Annotated in this window: 19 protein-coding genes; 12 read left to right on the top strand and 7 right to left on the bottom strand. The window is 42.9% G+C overall.

What is annotated here, in order from left to right; all coding sequences use genetic code 11:
• Positions 1–20: 20 nt before the first annotated feature.
• On the bottom strand, positions 21–1,022 hold the full coding sequence (locus BACSA_RS16980; RefSeq protein WP_013619248.1) for an aldo/keto reductase: 1,002 nt from the start codon (positions 1,020–1,022) through the stop codon (positions 21–23).
• Between the two features lie 244 nt (positions 1,023–1,266).
• On the opposite strand from BACSA_RS16980, the gene BACSA_RS16975 reads away from it, so the two are divergent.
• From BACSA_RS16975 to BACSA_RS16945, 7 genes are all read left to right on the top strand, one after another.
• Positions 1,267–2,502 carry a 3-phosphoshikimate 1-carboxyvinyltransferase gene (locus BACSA_RS16975; protein WP_041584489.1) on the top strand — a complete coding sequence of 412 codons (1,236 nt, stop codon included), beginning with the start codon at positions 1,267–1,269 and terminating at the stop codon, positions 2,500–2,502.
• 2 nt (positions 2,503–2,504) lie between these two features.
• Positions 2,505–2,930 (top strand): hypothetical protein, encoded by a 426-nt coding sequence (locus BACSA_RS16970; protein WP_013619246.1) that lies wholly within the window; start codon positions 2,505–2,507, stop codon positions 2,928–2,930.
• A 232-nt stretch (positions 2,931–3,162) separates the two neighbouring features.
• Positions 3,163–3,996: a metal ABC transporter permease gene (locus BACSA_RS16965; RefSeq protein ID WP_013619245.1), complete on the top strand. Its 834-nt coding sequence runs from the start codon at positions 3,163–3,165 to the stop codon at positions 3,994–3,996.
• 16 nt (positions 3,997–4,012) lie between these two features.
• Positions 4,013–4,438, top strand: a complete 426-nt coding sequence (tsaE, locus tag BACSA_RS16960; protein ID WP_013619244.1) for a tRNA (adenosine(37)-N6)-threonylcarbamoyltransferase complex ATPase subunit type 1 TsaE — start codon at positions 4,013–4,015, stop codon at positions 4,436–4,438.
• A gap of 116 nt (positions 4,439–4,554) precedes the next feature.
• Positions 4,555–4,776, top strand: a complete 222-nt coding sequence (locus BACSA_RS16955) for an immunity 17 family protein (RefSeq protein ID WP_013619243.1) — start codon at positions 4,555–4,557, stop codon at positions 4,774–4,776.
• A gap of 2 nt (positions 4,777–4,778) precedes the next feature.
• Complete coding sequence (locus tag BACSA_RS16950; RefSeq protein WP_013619242.1) at positions 4,779–5,891, top strand: AraC family transcriptional regulator; 1,113 nt, start codon at positions 4,779–4,781, stop codon at positions 5,889–5,891.
• 447 nt (positions 5,892–6,338) lie between these two features.
• Positions 6,339–6,845, top strand: coding sequence for an outer membrane beta-barrel protein (locus BACSA_RS16945; protein WP_013619240.1), 507 nt, complete (start codon positions 6,339–6,341; stop codon positions 6,843–6,845).
• A gap of 157 nt (positions 6,846–7,002) precedes the next feature.
• On the opposite strand, the gene BACSA_RS16940 is transcribed toward BACSA_RS16945, so the two are convergent.
• The 3 genes from BACSA_RS16940 to dnaE all read right to left on the bottom strand — a co-directional run bounded on the left by BACSA_RS16940 (position 7,003) and on the right by dnaE (position 11,642).
• A complete protein-coding gene (locus BACSA_RS16940) occupies positions 7,003–7,338 on the bottom strand; it encodes a hypothetical protein (protein WP_013619239.1) in 336 nt (111 codons plus the stop codon).
• A 147-nt stretch (positions 7,339–7,485) separates the two neighbouring features.
• A complete protein-coding gene (trxA, locus tag BACSA_RS16935; RefSeq protein ID WP_013619238.1) occupies positions 7,486–7,800 on the bottom strand; it encodes a thioredoxin in 315 nt (104 codons plus the stop codon).
• Between the two features lie 44 nt (positions 7,801–7,844).
• Entirely contained in the window at positions 7,845–11,642 is a 3,798-nt protein-coding gene (gene dnaE / locus BACSA_RS16930; protein WP_013619237.1) for a DNA polymerase III subunit alpha, read from the bottom strand.
• A 198-nt stretch (positions 11,643–11,840) separates the two neighbouring features.
• Here dnaE and BACSA_RS16925 point away from each other — a divergent pair, with 198 nt between their 5' ends.
• From BACSA_RS16925 to BACSA_RS16915, 3 genes are read left to right on the top strand one after another with little or no spacing between them, the layout of a single operon-like run.
• Positions 11,841–12,530 carry a phosphatidylserine decarboxylase family protein gene (locus BACSA_RS16925; protein ID WP_013619236.1) on the top strand — a complete coding sequence of 230 codons (690 nt, stop codon included), beginning with the start codon at positions 11,841–11,843 and terminating at the stop codon, positions 12,528–12,530.
• A gap of 30 nt (positions 12,531–12,560) precedes the next feature.
• On the top strand, positions 12,561–13,268 hold the full coding sequence (locus BACSA_RS16920; RefSeq protein ID WP_013619235.1) for a CDP-alcohol phosphatidyltransferase family protein: 708 nt from the start codon (positions 12,561–12,563) through the stop codon (positions 13,266–13,268).
• 18 nt (positions 13,269–13,286) lie between these two features.
• The gene (locus BACSA_RS16915) at positions 13,287–13,547 is read left to right on the top strand and encodes a DUF4834 family protein (RefSeq protein WP_013619234.1); all 261 of its coding nucleotides are present in this window, start codon (positions 13,287–13,289) and stop codon (positions 13,545–13,547) included.
• An 83-nt stretch (positions 13,548–13,630) separates the two neighbouring features.
• Here BACSA_RS16915 and BACSA_RS16910 read toward each other — a convergent pair whose 3' ends face one another.
• Positions 13,631–14,110 carry an Lrp/AsnC family transcriptional regulator gene (locus BACSA_RS16910; RefSeq protein WP_013619233.1) on the bottom strand — a complete coding sequence of 160 codons (480 nt, stop codon included), beginning with the start codon at positions 14,108–14,110 and terminating at the stop codon, positions 13,631–13,633.
• Positions 14,111–14,241: 131 nt separating this feature from the next.
• Between BACSA_RS16910 and BACSA_RS16905 the strand changes: the two genes are divergently transcribed.
• Positions 14,242–15,531, top strand: a complete 1,290-nt coding sequence (locus tag BACSA_RS16905) for a M64 family metallopeptidase (protein ID WP_013619232.1) — start codon at positions 14,242–14,244, stop codon at positions 15,529–15,531.
• A 12-nt stretch (positions 15,532–15,543) separates the two neighbouring features.
• A complete protein-coding gene (locus tag BACSA_RS16900; RefSeq protein ID WP_013619231.1) occupies positions 15,544–16,104 on the top strand; it encodes a GNAT family N-acetyltransferase in 561 nt (186 codons plus the stop codon).
• 87 nt (positions 16,105–16,191) lie between these two features.
• Here BACSA_RS16900 and BACSA_RS16895 read toward each other — a convergent pair whose 3' ends face one another.
• Complete coding sequence (locus BACSA_RS16895) at positions 16,192–16,656, bottom strand: ExbD/TolR family protein (RefSeq protein WP_013619230.1); 465 nt, start codon at positions 16,654–16,656, stop codon at positions 16,192–16,194.
• A gap of 2 nt (positions 16,657–16,658) precedes the next feature.
• Entirely contained in the window at positions 16,659–17,246 is a 588-nt protein-coding gene (locus BACSA_RS16890) for an ExbD/TolR family protein (RefSeq protein ID WP_013619229.1), read from the bottom strand.
• Between the last annotated feature and the right edge of the window lie 34 nt (positions 17,247–17,280).

Raw genomic sequence — 17,280 nt, 5'->3', positions numbered from 1 at the left:
ATTCAATTCTTCATTCTTCATTATTTCAAAACCTCTTCAATCTCCCGCAATTCCTCTTCCGAAAAATGTGTATTGTCTAACGCTTTCAAGTTATCCTCCAACTGCTTTACCGAACTTGCGCCGATAATCACCGAAGTAACACTATCATCTTTCAAGAGCCATGCCAATGCCATTTCCGCCAAACTCTGCCCACGCTTGCCGGCAACTGCATTCAATGACCAAAGCTTATGCAACATTTCATCGGTCAATGCCTCTTTCTTCAGATGCCCGCCCCTTGCAATGCGCGAATCTTCCGGTATGCCGTTCAGATAACGGTTGGTGAGCAACCCCTCCGCCAAGGGAGAAAAAGCAATAAACCCGGCACCGTTCGCTTTCGCCTGAGCCAATATCCCCTGTCTTTCAGGCTCGCGGACCAACAGGCTATACCGGCCCTGATACAACAGGCAAGGCACATCGTGTGCCCTCAGGTAGGAATAGGCTTTGCCAGCCACCTCTTCCGGATACTTGGAAAGCCCCACATACAACGCTTTCCCTTGCCTTACGATATCCACCAGTGCCTGCATGGTTTCCTCAAGCGGCGTTTCGGGGTCGTACCGATGCGAATAAAAGATATCGACATAATCCAAATTCATCCGTTTCAGGCTTTGATCCAAGCTTGCCATCAGATGTTTCCGCGACCCCCAGTTCCCGTAAGGGCCTTCCCACATATCATGCCCGGCCTTAGTGGAAATAAACAATTCGTCCCGATAAGGCAGGAAAGAAGATTTCATCACTTGCCCGAACGTTTCTTCCGCCGAACCATACGAAGGCCCGTAATTGTTAGCCAAATCAAAATGCGTGATTCCGCGGTCGAAAGCGCAGAACAAGATACGCTTGCCATTCGCTAACGTATCTACATCACCGAAATTATGCCACAATCCAAGAGAGATTTCGGGCAAGCAAATGCCGCTTTTCCCGGCACGGCGGTATTTCATGCCACACGTATAGCGGTCATTCGCCGGAGAATAAACAGGTTCTATCATAAACTTCAAATTTAAAGAATCATAAACTTATCATCCATAGACAGAGACAAAGATATAAAACTTCATGCAGATTTCCTAACGAAACGCACCTAAGCTCATCCGCCTACGCACTTATATGCGCGAATCCGCTCAACTATCTTCCTCCACCCTTGCACCCATATTTCTTTAAAAACTTAAGTATTTATAGTCTTTTATACAAAGGAATACATTATCTTTGCACACCAACAAGACGATTTATACCATCATGAAACCTATATCATTAGTTCCACCCGCATCGATTCATGCAACCATACAACTGCCTTCCTCGAAAAGCATTTGCAACCGCGCCTTGATTATCAACGCATTGTCGCAAAATCATGCGCAACTCAGGAACTTATCGGACTGCGATGACACGCGTGTCTTAATCAGTGCCTTACAAGACATGCCGGACACGATTGATATCGGAGCCGCAGGCACGGCGATGCGCTTCCTCACCGCTTATTTATCCGTAAACGAAGGGACTCACCTCCTGACGGGCACTCCACGGATGCAGCAACGCCCTATCGGCATATTAGCCAACGCATTGCGCGAAGCCGGCGCACACATCGAATATGCCGGCAAAGAAGGATATCCCCCCTTACGCATTACCGGAAGCCGTTTAACCCACAACGAAATCACTTTGCCCGGCAATGTCAGTTCGCAATACATTTCGGCATTGCTTATGATTGGCCCTGCCTTGCCCGATGGCTTGAAACTTACGCTGACGGGCACCGTCATCTCCCGCCCGTACATCGACCTGACACTGGAACTGATGCAGGCATTCGGAGCACACGCCCAATGGAGCGATGAACATCAATTATACGTAGAACCACATCCCTATCAGGCACCCGCCTCTTATTACATAGAAAGCGATTGGAGCGCGGCATCGTATTGGTATGAAATCTGTGCGCTGATGCCGGAAGCCGAAATCGAATTGCCCGGCTTGTTCCGGAAAAGCCTGCAAGGCGACGCCCGGGTTGCCCGCCTTTTCTCTGCATTAGGCGTAGAGACACGGTATGAAAACGATAAAGTCCTGTTAACGAAATCGGACATAAAAACCTCCCGAATGGAATACGACTTCATCAACCAGCCCGATCTGGCACAAACATTTGTAGTCACCTGCGCATTGTTGGATGTACCTTTCCGCTTCAGCGGCCTGCAAAGCCTGAAAATAAAAGAAACAGACCGCATGGCGGCATTGATTAAGGAAATGAAGAAATTGGGATATGTACTGAACGAAACAGACGGCTCTATCCTTTCTTGGAACGGTGAACGGTGCATACCGGATGCCCGCCCTGCCATCGATACCTACGAAGACCACCGAATGGCCATGGCTTTCGCGCCGGCTTGCATCATTGTAGACAATCTATTCATAAACAATCCTCAAGTGGTCAGCAAATCTTACCCGCACTATTGGGACGACTTGCGCCAGGCAGGGTTCAACATCGAAGCGGAGCCTTAACCATGGAAATACTCCTTATTATATTAGCAGGTGTCGTGCTTTTCGGTATGGGAGCCGGATATCTATACAACCGGAACATACGGAAGAAGCTGGCAAGCGGAGAACTCAAAGAAGCGCCTCCTGTCATTACCGTAGACAGCGAGTGCTGCGGACAACATGCTGTATGCGAGAAAGAAAGCCTTCTGGCAGCCGTCAGCAAAGAAATCGAATATTACGATGACGAAGAGCTGGACCGGTTCAAAGGGCACGCATCCGACACGTATACGGAAGAAGAAATAGAAGAATTCCGCGATATCCTCTACTCGATGCAGGAAGCCGATGTAGCGGGATGGAGCAGAAGCCTCCAATTAAGAGGTATCGGACTTCCGGACGAACTGAAAGACGAATTGTTCCTTATCGTAGGAGAAAGAAGAGGGGGAAGCAATTGACAATTAACAATTAACAAATAATAATTAAGAAGATGGATGTCTGCGGAACCATAGACCGATGAAGTCAATTGCAATCCGCATCATCAACAAACGGTTTCGGATTACAAATCCGATTCTTTATAGCAGAACAAAATAGATTTGCGAAAAATACGGCATGTTGTAGAGACGTCACATTGTGGCGTCTCTACTGATTTCATTTTTGATTGACTATAATAATTGAGAATTAACGATTATGATGGATTTATTGCACTATACATTTTTCCAACATGCCTTGCTGGGAAGCCTTTTCGCCAGCATAGCATGCGGAATTATCGGCACTTACATTGTCACGCGAAGGCTGGTATTCATCAGCGGCGGGATAACCCATGCCTCATTTGGAGGAATCGGCATCGGACTGTATACGGGCATCTCTCCCATACTGAGCGCTGCCGTCTTTTCGGTGTTGTCGGCTTTCGGAGTGGAATGGCTCAGCAAACGGAGCGACATGCGCGAAGATTCCGCTATCGCCGTGTTCTGGACTTTCGGCATGGCTATCGGCATCATATTCAGCTTTCTGGCTCCGGGATTCACCCCCGACCTCTCTTCCTTCTTATTCGGGAACATCCTGACCATCACCCGGGGCGATATCCTTCTGCTCGGCATACTCAGCCTGATGCTCGCCCTGTTTTTTGCCCTGTTCCTGCGCCCTATCGTCGCCATCGCTTTCGACCCTGAATTCGCACGTTCGCAAAAGCTTCCCGTCACTTTTTTCGAATATGCCCTGATGGTGTTCATCGCCCTGACTATCGTGGCATGCCTCCGCATGGTAGGCATCGTGCTCGCCATTTCCTTGCTGACCCTCCCGCAAATGACAGCAAACCTTTTTACCTTCAAGTTCAAATACATTATCTGGCTATCCATCGCCATCGGCTACATCAGTTGCCTGGGAGGGCTGTTCATCTCTTACAAATACCAGATTCCATCGGGAGCCTCTATCATTTTTGTGTCTATTTTGTTTTATATCATCGCAAAGATAAGCCGTATAGGGTATAAAAAGAAAAAAAATTATAACTTTGCAGAAAGTTAAAACCAAAAGAAGTGTTATGAAAATAAGCATCGACAATCTTGACAATATCCATGAAGCGGCGAAAATATTCATCAACGCCATAGGAGACAACACCGTATTTGCATTTTACGGGAAAATGGGTGCAGGAAAAACGACATTCATCAAAGCCGTATGTGAAGAATTAGGCGTAACGGATGTGATTAACTCGCCGACTTTCGCCATTGTAAACGAATACCGTTCGGACACAACGGGAGAACTTATCTACCATTTTGATTTCTACCGGATAAAAAAGATAGAAGAAGTGTATGACATGGGCTACGAAGACTACTTCTATAGCGGAGCCTTATGCTTCATCGAATGGCCCGAACTGGTGGAAGACCTGCTTCCGGGAAATACGGTAAAAGTAACCATAGAAGAACAGGAAAACGGAAGCCGCACGCTCAGCTTCGAAGCGGAAGAATAATTTATTTACGATTTGACAATTTACGATTTACCATTCCGCCACATCCACGACAGATATAGAAACCGTACTTCGCAAATCGAAAAATAGTACAGAGAGTAAATTATGAGCAGTTATTTATGGTAATGCATTACATCATACAGGCATTATTCGTACTTATAGGGTTGCTCGCATTGCTGGCAGCCCTATTCAATTGGGAATGGTTCTTTACGGCACAAAACACACAGTTCATTGTCGCCAATGCCGGAAGGAACCGTGCACGCTTGTTTTACGCCTTCATCGGAATCTTAATGATTGCTACGGGAGTATTCTTTTTCTTATCAGTAAGAGGCATCATCTAATCATGGGAATCATACATTTATCCATCGAACTTGCTTTTGATTTCATTGCATTCCTCATGGGAGGCATCCTCATCCTGCAAGCCAAGGACAACTATCTGAAACTCTATTGGGGCATCATCGCCTCCTGCATCGGATTATTCTTTATCTGGGAAAACATAGGATGGCTCATGATTGTGACCGATACGCCTGAATACCGGTTCACCTCCCTGCTCAGTATCGACAAAATGCTGAAATGGTATGCACTGGCAAGTGTAGTGTCCCTCTTCCCGATGGCTTCCCTTTATCCGGGTTACTTCAACCATTTGCGGCTATTGGTGTTCTTGCTTCCTCCGGTCATCATCATTACTACAGGCATCTGCTACCTGTTTTTCAACGGTCACCTCACACCGGTTTATTCCCTGAACGAGATATGGTCCCACATACAGGAAAAAGATATCCAGCTTCGCCTCGGGCTGTTTCTGGTTTCCATTTTGCTGCCTCTTGCTTTCTTTATCTTGCCTCTTGCCTCCAAACACGCTTTCAGACGCATCAACCGGAACATGTACGCATTTATCGGGTTTATGTTTCTGTTCTTAAGCATCTATATCGCATTTACGTTGAATATCAATGAATTTGTATTCAATCTGTTTGGCATTGCCGCCCTTGTGTTCACCCTCCTGTTTTCCACACTCTATCTATTCCGCGAGAACCCGTTTTCAGACCATATACAAATGATTCCTATAAATAAGGAAGAAGAGGAGGAAGAAAGCGCCTTACCCACTTCCCCGCTTTTCGTTTCTGTAGACAATTATCTGAAACAGCACCCTACGTATACAGACAAGAGCTATACCTTACAAAATCTTGCCGAAGCCCTGAACGAAAAAGACAAAGCCGTTTCACAAGCTATCAAAAGCGGAGGCTTCACCGGATTCAGGGAATACATCAACTGCTTGCGGTTAGAATATTTCAAACAATTAGCGAGCGAAGATCCCAATAAAAACATCAAAGAATTGATGTACCTCTGCGGTTTCACCTCACGAACCACTTTCTATCGGAATTTTGCAGACAAATTCGGTATCTCCCCTACCCAATTCATCGAGAACTTGCAAAAAGGAACAAGCAATTTGGAAAAATGACATTCACATATGCACTTATATGCCGCAGGAGGACACAGAGCATCATAAAGGAGAATTTCAAAGATTTTCTCCTCGCAGATTTCCTTTGCCCTACGGATACATATAGCTGCGTTGCTTGCAAGATTAATAATCTTCATGCTGTAAGATTAATAATCTTCACGCTACAAGATTAATAATCTTCCGGCATGATGACTAAAACACGCTGCTCGCAATACAGTTAATTAAGCATCTCATCTGTTGCATCCACATTTCCAAACGTATCATATTGCCCCTATAAATAGCATAAAAGTGTCCCATTTTCAGAAACGGGACACTTTTTTTCTTCCACATGTTGAAAAATTACATACATTTGTTTCAGTAAAAGCAAAAAAAGGTAAACAGCTTTTATGCATTTTAACATCAACGATGAGGTAAACTACATAAGTACAAACTTAAAAAACAGAAATTATGAAAAAAAGTCTTTTTATTATTGCAATGTCACTTGTTGCTACCATCGGCTTCGCACAAGAAAACAAATGGAATGCCGGCTTAGTTATTGGTTATGGTACAGATATCTCAAAAGCTTCTTTAGGAGGTAGAGTCGTATGGGATATCATCGAACCATTTTCTGTAGCAGCAGGGTTTAACCGTTACTTCAAAGATAGTTATGATGACGGATTTGTCAATACTGATGTAAAATATTGGGACCTCAATTTAGATTTTCACTGGAATGTATTGCGCGGCGAAAGCTACAATGTATACCCCCTTATCGGACTTACCTACCTGCACGGCAAAGCAACTGCTGAAGGAGGCGGAGAGAAAATAAGTAATTCTGACGGCAAATTTGGAGTGAATATCGGTGTTGGCGGACAATATAATTTCTCAGAAAATTGGGGAGCTGCCATCGAAGCCAAATACCAAATCAGAGATGGAGGACAATTTGTGCCCTCACTTTCCGTAATGTACCGATTCTGATAAATTCTCTCTTTTGCAACTTCAATCATCCAACCTCATCTTTCTCAAAAAAACAGTTAATATAAATCCCGGGTGATTGAACGCAAAAAAATCCGAGGCTTCCCCTCATCAGGAACGCCTCGGATTTATCATGCCGATATGCTTCAAGTATCAAAGACTACTCAACTTCGCCCAACGAATTGCCATATTCCATTTCGCCCTGCACAACGAAAAAGACATCATCAGGGTCGAAAGGTCCCATACCATCTTTCTTTGCTTCGCCGACTATGTAATTTACAATTTCATCCTGGTCGATGTTAATGTATCCTTCCTCATCGGGCTGAGCATCAAGACAACCGCTGGTTGTATAATAATCTACTATCAAATCAAGCATATAATACAGTTCATCATCTGAAAATCTGCCTTTCAAATCTTGAGGCAAATAATTTTTAATGAATTCGATGGTCTTTTCATCGTCTTCATCTTCCAATAAGAAATCGTCATCCATTCCCATAGTTCAGTCACTTTAAGATTAATGATTATGTGTTACAAAATTAATGATATTTCACCACAGAGTATCACTACGGGAATTTTTAAAGACTCTGTGCGCCTCTGTGGTGAGTTTTCATCATCATAAGCTAATTATGAAGTTACCTGATATTTACAGTAAAGCTTCAATTTTCGCCTGCAAAGCCGCTTTTGTAGTAGCTCCGACCTGTTTGTCAACCACTTCTCCGTTTTTAATGAAAAGTACAGTCGGGATATTGCGTACTCCGAACTGAGCGGGCAGGTCGGCATTTTCGTCCACATCGCATTTCCCGATATTCACTTTATCCTTATATTCTTCCGCCAGGTCTTCAATATAAGGAGCGATTTGCCGACAAGGACCGCACCAAGTTGCCCAAAAGTCCAATACTACAGGTTTTCCTTCAGCTACAATAGCTTCAAAATTGTCATCTTTAATAGTCAGTGCCATAATCTTGCATTTTTCGTTTACAAATTATAATCGCAAATATAATACTAATTTATTTTATAGTCCAACAATGGCTGGTTTTTTAAATAATTTACCAAATCTTTGTGAACTGAAATCTTTAATGTACGCGACATCAGGTTGACATACATCTGCCCGTCTTCATCCCGAATCAGGAAAAACAGTTCTGTGTTTCCCGGATTATCTTTCACCATGGAGCCCAACTCCATTATCATTTCATCGTTAATTACAGAAAGCGGCATAGTGACCGTAATCTTTTCTATCAACCGGTCTTTCACCTCAGGCAAAAGTTCAATCGTATTGATTTTTACTTCCCATTCATCGGGTTTCCATTGCTTAGGCTGACATTTCCCTTTCATAAACAAGAACATGCCTTCGCTAAAGAAATTCTTCTTGTCCACCCAATCATTTCCAAAGAAAGCAAAGTCGGCTGTACCGGAATAATCTTCCAGCTTGGCGACACCGTATGGCTTTCCGGTACGTGTGTATCCTTCGCGCACCCCTGTAACAACCCCTCCCAAAGTCAAATCATGATTCTGCAAGGGTGTCAAATCCGCCAACTGACTCATCCGCGCATTACATACATTTTCTAATATAACGGCGTATTCGTCCAGCGGATGGGCAGAAAGATAAATGCCGACCAATTCACGTTCCTTATTCAGACGTTCCAAATCACTCCAAGCCGGAGCATGGACGATTTCCGGAGTTGCAATCTCTACCGCCTGTTCTCCGCCAAACAACGAATTAACCGCAGCGGCTTTATCTACCTGATAACGGTTTCCATACCGCACCAATATCTCGACAAAGGTCTCGTCTTTTGCATTTTTTACAAAGAAATCCTCCCGCTTGATGCCGGAAAAGCTATCAAATCCGCCAGCCAGTGCCAAATTTTCAATGTTCTTCCGATTGCATGCAGACAGATTCACCCGTTGCACAAAGTCAAAGATGTTCTTGAAAACTCCGTTCTTTTCCCGTTCCACCAAAATACTTTGCACAGCCGACTCGCCCACACCTTTAATGGCACCTAACCCAAAACGGATATCCCCATGGTAGTTTACCGAGAATTTCATGCTACTCTCGTTCACATCCGGTCCTAACACCCTTATTCCCATTGCCTTGCATTCATCCATCAACTTCGTGATTTCAGTGATATTGGAAACGTTCCGGCTCATGGTAGCCGCCATGTATTCCGAAGGATAGTTCGCCTTCAGGTAAGCTGTTTGATAAGCCACCCATGAATAGCATGTAGCATGTGACTTATTAAAAGCATACGATGCAAATTTCTCCCAATCCGCCCAAATCTTCTCAAGCGTTTTCGGATCGTGTCCGTTCTTCTTCCCGCCTTCAATAAATTTCGGCTTCATGTGGTCCAATTTATCCCGCAACTTCTTACCCATCGCTTTACGCAAGGCGTCTGATTCGCCTCGGGTAAAGTCTGCAAGCAAACGAGAGAGCAACATCACTTGCTCCTGATAAACCGTAATCCCATACGTATCCTTCAAATATTTTTCCATAATCGGAATGTCATATTCAATCGGCTTACGGCCATGTTTACGGTCAATGAAATCCGGTATATAGTCCATAGGCCCCGGACGATAAAGGGCATTCATGGCAATCAAGTCCTCGAAAGTAGAAGGCTCAAGTTCGCGCAGGTATTTCTGCATACCTGCCGATTCGAACTGGAACGTACCAATGGTCTGCCCTTCCCCATACAACTGGTACGTAGCCGGGTCGTCAATGGGAATCTCGTCAATATTCAATTCAATGCCTTTGCTATGGCGGATATTTTCAATCGCCTCTTTAATAATGGACAAGGTTTTCAACCCTAAAAAGTCCATCTTTATCAAACCGGTCTCCTCGATAACCGAACCTTCGTACTGGGTAACCAGCATCTTTTCGCCGGTTTCCTTATCATCCGCGGTGCTGACAGGCACCCAATCGGTAATGTCATCCCGGCAAATAATCGTTCCGCAGGCATGCACACCGGTATTACGGACATTCCCTTCCAACATCTTCGCATACTTAATCGTATCGCGCAATACCGGATCGGAAGAAACTTCTGCCGCCTGCAGTTCCGGCACATAAGCTATGGCATTAGGCAAATTCAACTTTTTATCAGGTATCTTATCCGGAATCAGCTTACACAAGCGATCCGACTCTGAGAGAGGCAGCTTTTGGACACGCGCTACATCTTTAATCGCCAATTTGGTAGCCATCGTACCGTAAGTAATGATGTGCGCGACTTTCTCTTGCCCGTATTTTTCGGTTACCCAGTTCAGCACCCTTCCACGTCCGTCATCATCAAAATCGACGTCAATATCCGGCAAAGAAATACGGTCAGGATTCAAAAAACGCTCAAAAAGCAAATCGTATTTAATAGGGTCTATCTGTGTAATTCCCAAACAATAAGCTACAGCCGACCCTGCCGCCGAACCACGTCCGGGACCGACAGACACATCCAATTGGTTACGGGCTGCAGCTATAAAATCCTGCACAATCAAAAAATAACCCGGGAAACCCATGGTCTTCATGATATGCAACTCGAACTTTATGCGTTCTTTTACCTCGTCGGTCAAATCGGCTCCATATCTCCGACGGGCACCTTCATAAGCCAGTTTAGCCAAATAATCGGCCTCCAACTTAATACGGTATAATTTTTCGTAACCGCCCAGACGCTCTATTTTCGCCTTCGCATCGGCTTCACTCATCACCACGTTCCCGTTTTCATCTTGTGTAAACTCATCAAACAAGTCTTTTTCGGAATATCGCTTGCGGTATTCCTCCTCTGTCCCAAATTCTTCCGGAATAGAGAACGTAGGCATAATCGGCGCATGGTCTATGGAATAAAACTCAACCTTATCGCAGACTTCGCACGTATTCACCAACGCTTCGGGCACATCACTGAATATGGCGTTCATTTCCTCACGCGTCTTCATCCATTCTTGCTTTGTGTACAACATACGGTTCGGATCATCCAAATCCTTACTTGTACTCAAACAAATCAGACGGTCATGCGCTTCCGCATTTTCTTCGTCTACAAAATGTACATCGTTCGTGCAAACCAGCTTGATATCATATTTCCGCGCATATTCAATCAACTTCTTATTCACCACTTCCTGCAACTTATATGTCTCGTGATTCGCACGCGGCACCGTAGCCTTATGGCGTTGAAGCTCCAGATAATAATCTTCGCCAAACAAATTCTTATACCATTGAATCGCTTCTTCCGCCTCAGCAAACTGCCCTGCCGTAATGCGTCTCGGCACCTCTCCTCCCAAACATGCCGAACAGACAATCAAGCCTTCATGATATTTTTCCAACTCTGCCCGATCGGTACGCGGACGCATATAGAATCCTTGTGTCCAAGCTTTTGAAACCAACTTTATCAGGTTGTGATATCCCTTCAGGTTTTTAGCCAACACAATTAAATGGTATCCGCCTTGGTCCGGTTTCCCGTTTTTATCTGTCAAACGATTACGGGCAACGTACATTTCGCATCCTATAATCGGCTTAAACAATTTCTTTTTGGCAACTTCTATTTGCTCCTTACAAGCAGCGATGTCCGCTTCCGGATTTTCTGATTCTACCTTGCCACTTTCCAAAGCAGCAACCTTTTTCTTCAAATCTTTAATTTCGCCGTTTGTACCTCCATTCTTCTTATTCACATAATTGAAGAATTCCTTAATGCCAAACATATCTCCATGGTCGGTTATGGCTATCCCCTTCATCCCGTTTGCCATGGCTTTGTCTACCAAGCGGGATATGGAAGCCTGACCATCCAAAATGGAATATTGCGTATGAACATGTAAATGAACAAAATCTTGCATAATTCGGTTATGATTTTTAATCAGGCATCAAAGATACCGAGGTTTACGGGAAGAAACAAGGCTTTTAAGCAAAAGAAAAGTTGTTTTTTTCATAAAAAAGATTGGAGACCTTAATTTCTGAACCCTGTTTACTTGCAGGGTAGACAAATTAACTATATTTTTGCATGATAAAAAAATGCGGACTACATTATTGGCAAGATGAATAAAATAAGAAAGAAAATAAAAAAGATAAGACTGCATCAAGAGGGCACGCATATCTTGATTACCGCTGCGATTTTACTCCTTATTATTAATACGGCATTGTATTGGGGAGTAGAATGCAAAATACCTTTTTACATCATAGCACTTGGCAGTATCATTTTGTATTCGCTCATGGTCAATTTTTTCCGCTGCCCCATCCGGTTATTCAATAAAGACACCGAAAAAATAGTCGTAGCGCCGGCAGACGGTAAGATTGTAGTAATTGAGGAAGTAGACGAACACGAATACTTCCACGACCGCCGATTAATGATTTCCATTTTTATGAGCATAACCAATGTGCATGCCAACTGGTATCCCGTAGACGGAGAAATAAAACACGTATCGCACCAAAACGGACGTTTTCTGAAAGCATGGCTTCCGAAAGCCAGCACTGAAAACGAACGTTCTACCATCGTAATTGAAACTCCGGAAGGACATACCGTCATGGCACGTCAAATAGCAGGCGCCGTTGCACGGCGAATCGTGACTTATGCCGAAGCAGGCGAAGAATGCTACATTGACGAACACATGGGTTTCATTAAATTCGGTTCACGCGTTGACGTATATCTGCCTTTAGGTACAGAAGTATGTGTACGTATGGGACAGAAGACCGTTGGCAACCAGACCATTATAGCCAAATTGAAATAACAATCAGGGAAGAAAAAGGAGGATAGGCAAATGGCAAACGCAATTATCCGGAATATTCCGAACACACTTACTTGTTGCAACCTATTTTCAGGCTGCATCGCCTCATACATGGCATTTCAAGGGAAATACGAATGGGCTTTAACTTTTATTATAATCGGTGCCATCTTTGATTTTTTTGATGGCATGACTGCGAGAATGCTCCATGTATCTTCACCTATCGGCAAAGAATTAGACTCATTGGCAGACGACATTACATTCGGGCTTGCCCCGTCTGCCATCGCATTCGCTTTGTTTAAAGAAGTGCATTACCCGGAGTTTATGGAAAGCCTGCGCCCGATATTGCCCTATTCAGCCTTCCTTATCGCTGTATTCTCCGGATTACGTTTGGCTAAATTCAACCTTGACGAACGACAAACCAGTTCTTTTATCGGAATGCCTACTCCGGCGAATGCCTTATTTTGGGGTTCGTTGGTAACAGGCGGACATGCATTCCTGACCTCTTCCTATTTCAATGCACTTTATCTGCTCGTTCTGGTAATTATCATGTCCTTGTTATTAGTGGCGGAATTTCCTATGTTTTCATTAAAATTCAAAGATTTGTCATGGAAACATAACCGGATTACCTATATATTTTTAATCGTCTGCATCCCCTTGTTCCTGATTTTCCGGTTAAGCGGATTTGCAGCTGTAATAATATGGTATATCTTACTGTCGTTTATAACCCGAAAAAAAGCATAACTCCAAAAGCCAAACACTATGTTTCACATTCTGGGATTCTTACTTTTCTTCATTCTGATAATCCTGATTATCGGCTTTGCGTTATTGGCTAAAATAGCCCGCTCCATCTTCGGATTCGGACGCAAAATGACAAACCATACAACCACTTCTGAAACCCAATCACAAAATTCTGCCTATTCCGAAGATTTCCAAAACCAGCCTCGTGCATCTCAAAAAAAGAAAAAAATTTTCGATAAAGACGAAGGAGAGTACGTTGACTTTGAAGAAATCAATGAATAAAAAGGGCTTATCAAGATATAAAATTGCACACAAATGACACAGATATAAAACCCGTTTAACCTGTGTCATCTGCATGCTATAAATCAGTCATCGGCATCCACCAAATCTTGTATCGGCATTTGACGCTTTATTGCCTCACGGAATGAGATAATTGTTTCTGAGCGAGAAAGTCCCAATGGCTGAAGTTTATCATGAATAATATTCAGCAAATGATGATTGTTTTTAGCATAAATCTTAATAAACAAATCGTATTGTCCGGTTGTAAAATGACATTCCACGACTTCCGGTATACCCTTTAAAGCTTCCGTAACAGAATCAAATTGTTCTGGGTCCTTCAAATACAAGCCAATATAAGCACATGTCTCATAACCGATTTTTTCAGGGTCGACAATAAATTCAGAACCTTTCAATATGCCTAAATTTGTCAGCTTTTGAATGCGCTGATGAATCGCAGCCCCCGATACATTACAAGCACGTGCAACTTCCAAAAACGGAATACGCGCATTGTCTGCTATCAAACGCAGAATCTGTTCGTCTAATTTGTCTAATTGATGATGTCCCATTTATTTCATTTTTATTTGATACAAATATAGTAATATTTATTCCATACTCACATAGAAAATAGAACTTTTATCGTCCACATACCATTAATTTGATAGATAATCTTATCTTTGCAGGAAAAATATACTCTATTATGAAAAAAACAATTATAACAACCCTATTGGCTTTCATCTTTATTTCCGGAAGTGCAAATGCACAAAACTTCGATGATTACTTCATGGACCAGACACTTCGGATTGATTATTTATTCAACGGAAACGCGCAGCAACAAACAGTCAGTTTAGACGAATTGGTTTCGCTTCCAGGCTGGGCAGGACGCAGGCATTCACTTGACCAGTTCCCTTTAGCCGGAAACGGGAACATTGTAATGAAAGACAAAGCAAGCGGCAAGGTAATTTACCGTACCAGCTTTTCCAGCTTATTTCAGGAATGGTTAGGAGAAAAAGAAGCGCAACACGTAACACGCGGCTTCGAGAATACATTCTTATTGCCTTACCCGAAAAAAACAGCCGTTGTCACTATCCAATTGATGAATGCGTACCATAAGCCGTGCGCTTCGCTTACTCACGAAATTGACCCACAAGATATCTTGATCCACCAACGGGGAATAACCCGAATAACGCCGCACAAATACCTGCTACGGAGCGGCACACCCGAAGAATGCATCGACATAGCCATCATGGCAGAGGGATACACCGCCAATGAAATGCCTCTTTTTTACCAAGATGCCCAAGATGCTTGTGACGCAATTTTCAATCATGAACCATTTAAGCACATGAAAAACCGATTTAATATCGTAGCAGTAGAGTCCGTATCACAAGATAGCGGAGTGAGCATCCCAAGAAACAAAGACTGGAAAAACACAGCTGTAAATTCCCATTTCGACACGTTTTACTCCGACCGCTACCTGACAACCCGCTCAGTGAAAGCCATGCATAATTGGCTGGCTGGCATTCCTTACGAACACATCATTATATTGGCAAATACCGATACATACGGAGGCGGAGGCATATTCAATGCCTACTTATTGACAACAGCTCACCACCAAATGTTCAAGCCTGTGGTTGTACACGAGTTTGGGCACAGTTTTGGCGGCCTTGCCGATGAGTATGCTTATGATACAGCCCCCAGCCCACTCTATCCGTATTCCGTAGAACCTTGGGAACCTAACATCACAACTTTAGTGAATTTTGACAGCAAATGGAAAGATTTAGTTCCCGAAAACACTCCCATACCGACGCCTGTAGAAACTGATTCAACCACCATTTACACAAAAGTCGGCGTATACGAAGGAGGAGGTTATACCTTAAAAGGCATCTACCGTCCTGCCAGCGAGTGCAGAATGAAAATAAACGAAGCACCTCGTTTCTGTCCCGTATGCGAAAGAGCACTTGAGAAATTAATTCTTTTTTACACCGAATAAAAACATATCATTATGCTTACATTTACCCGTATTAACACCAGACATCCGCAATACGTTTTTGTCGAAAAGCTGCTTCATCAATCCTTTCCGTTAGAGGAAAGAAGAGACGATGCGGAGCAACGCAACAATACAGACCATAACGCTTCATTCTTTTGTTATCTCATTGAAGAAAATAAAAATGAAACAGAAGAGAATCAACTTATCGGATTCATCACTCTATGGAAACTAAATGGATTTTATTATGCAGAACACTTGGCAACTTCTCCTGAAGTCCGCAACAAGGGATATGGCAAACACATCATGGAAGAATTGAAAAAGCAGTTTGCCGACAATCCCATCGTCTTAGAAGTAGAAAGACCTGAAAATGAAATGAGCAAACGCCGGATTGGCTTCTACCAGCGATGCGGTTTTTCTCTCTGCTTGCAAGACTACATTCAACCTGCCTACAGAAAAGGAGGAAAAGAAGTCCCCCTTTACCTTATGTATGCAGGAAGAGAAGAAATTGACACTTGCTTTTCTCAAATAAGGGATGAAATATATAGACACGTATATGGCGTAAACAAACTCCAATAAAAGAATCATTCATTACACACATAAAAATAAAAAAGGGATATTACCAAAGCGGAATATCCCTTTTTTATAAAACCTATCAGAAATGTGTTATTGACGCTGTATTGCTGAGTAATTAATCTTCAAAGCATACGCTTGACGCAAAGCCTGCTTAACTTCGGTCACAATACCCATCTTTGTTTTTGCATCTACCTTTAACGATACAGTCATAAAAGGCTTATCAGACTCTTTCATGTTTTCACGTTCCTGATAAATATAATCCTGTACTTCTGAAGACTCAGCAAATTTATCATTCAACTGAATACGGTCAGTAGTACCCATTTTTTTCTGAAATTCAGCCAAGGGCTTTCCTATGTAAATAAAGGAAACCAAAGACTTCTTTTCCAGTTTTTCCAATTCAGTAGCAGCCGGAACACGGAACTGAACCTTTAATGTAACTTCACGCATACTTGTTACGATCATGAAGAAGAACAAAATGGTAAAGATCAAGTCAGGCAGAGAAGAGGTATTCAACTCCGGCATTTCGCGTTTACCCGTCTTATTAAATTTTCCCATACTTATTTTCCTCCATATTTTTTAGGTTCAGCTTCAGAAATCTTCTGCGGATAATATTGTGTTATCGCATCCTTTTCATCTTCCGAACATTCTGCAAATGACTTTCCGAATTTAGATTCAGCCAATTCGTTACGCAACTCATTATAAGCGGCTACCAATTCGTTCTGTACCTGAATATAAGCATCATAACTGGTACCTACGTCATTCTGTACAGAAATCACATGATTCTCCGTTATCATTACCGTACCAAAGAACGGAATGTTCTTCTCGTGCTTTTCCGGCAAATTCGGGTCATCAGTCGGATTTGCTATAAATTCTTTTGCCTTTTCTCTTAATTGCTTAATGTCAGACCATTCTCCTCCAACCATCAACTGGTCATCCTTGTTCAAACGAACCTGGAGAACGTTTCTTTCCTTTACAATAATATCATCTTTCTGATCCTTGTTTTCCGGTGGAGGTGGCAAACGTCTCGCCAATCCGCGGTCGGTATCCATTGATGTTGTAATAAGGAAGAAAATAAGCAATATAAAAGAAATATCTGCCGTTGAACTGGCATTAATTCCAGGCACTTTTCTTTTCTTTCTTGCCATTTTTAATTATCTCCTTTTTTAATTTAAAACTCAA

Source organism: Phocaeicola salanitronis DSM 18170, assembly GCF_000190575.1.
Taxonomy (GTDB): domain Bacteria; phylum Bacteroidota; class Bacteroidia; order Bacteroidales; family Bacteroidaceae; genus Phocaeicola; species Phocaeicola salanitronis.
Note: the sequence above shows the minus strand (reverse complement) of the source record. Positions and strands in the feature narration are given on the sequence as shown.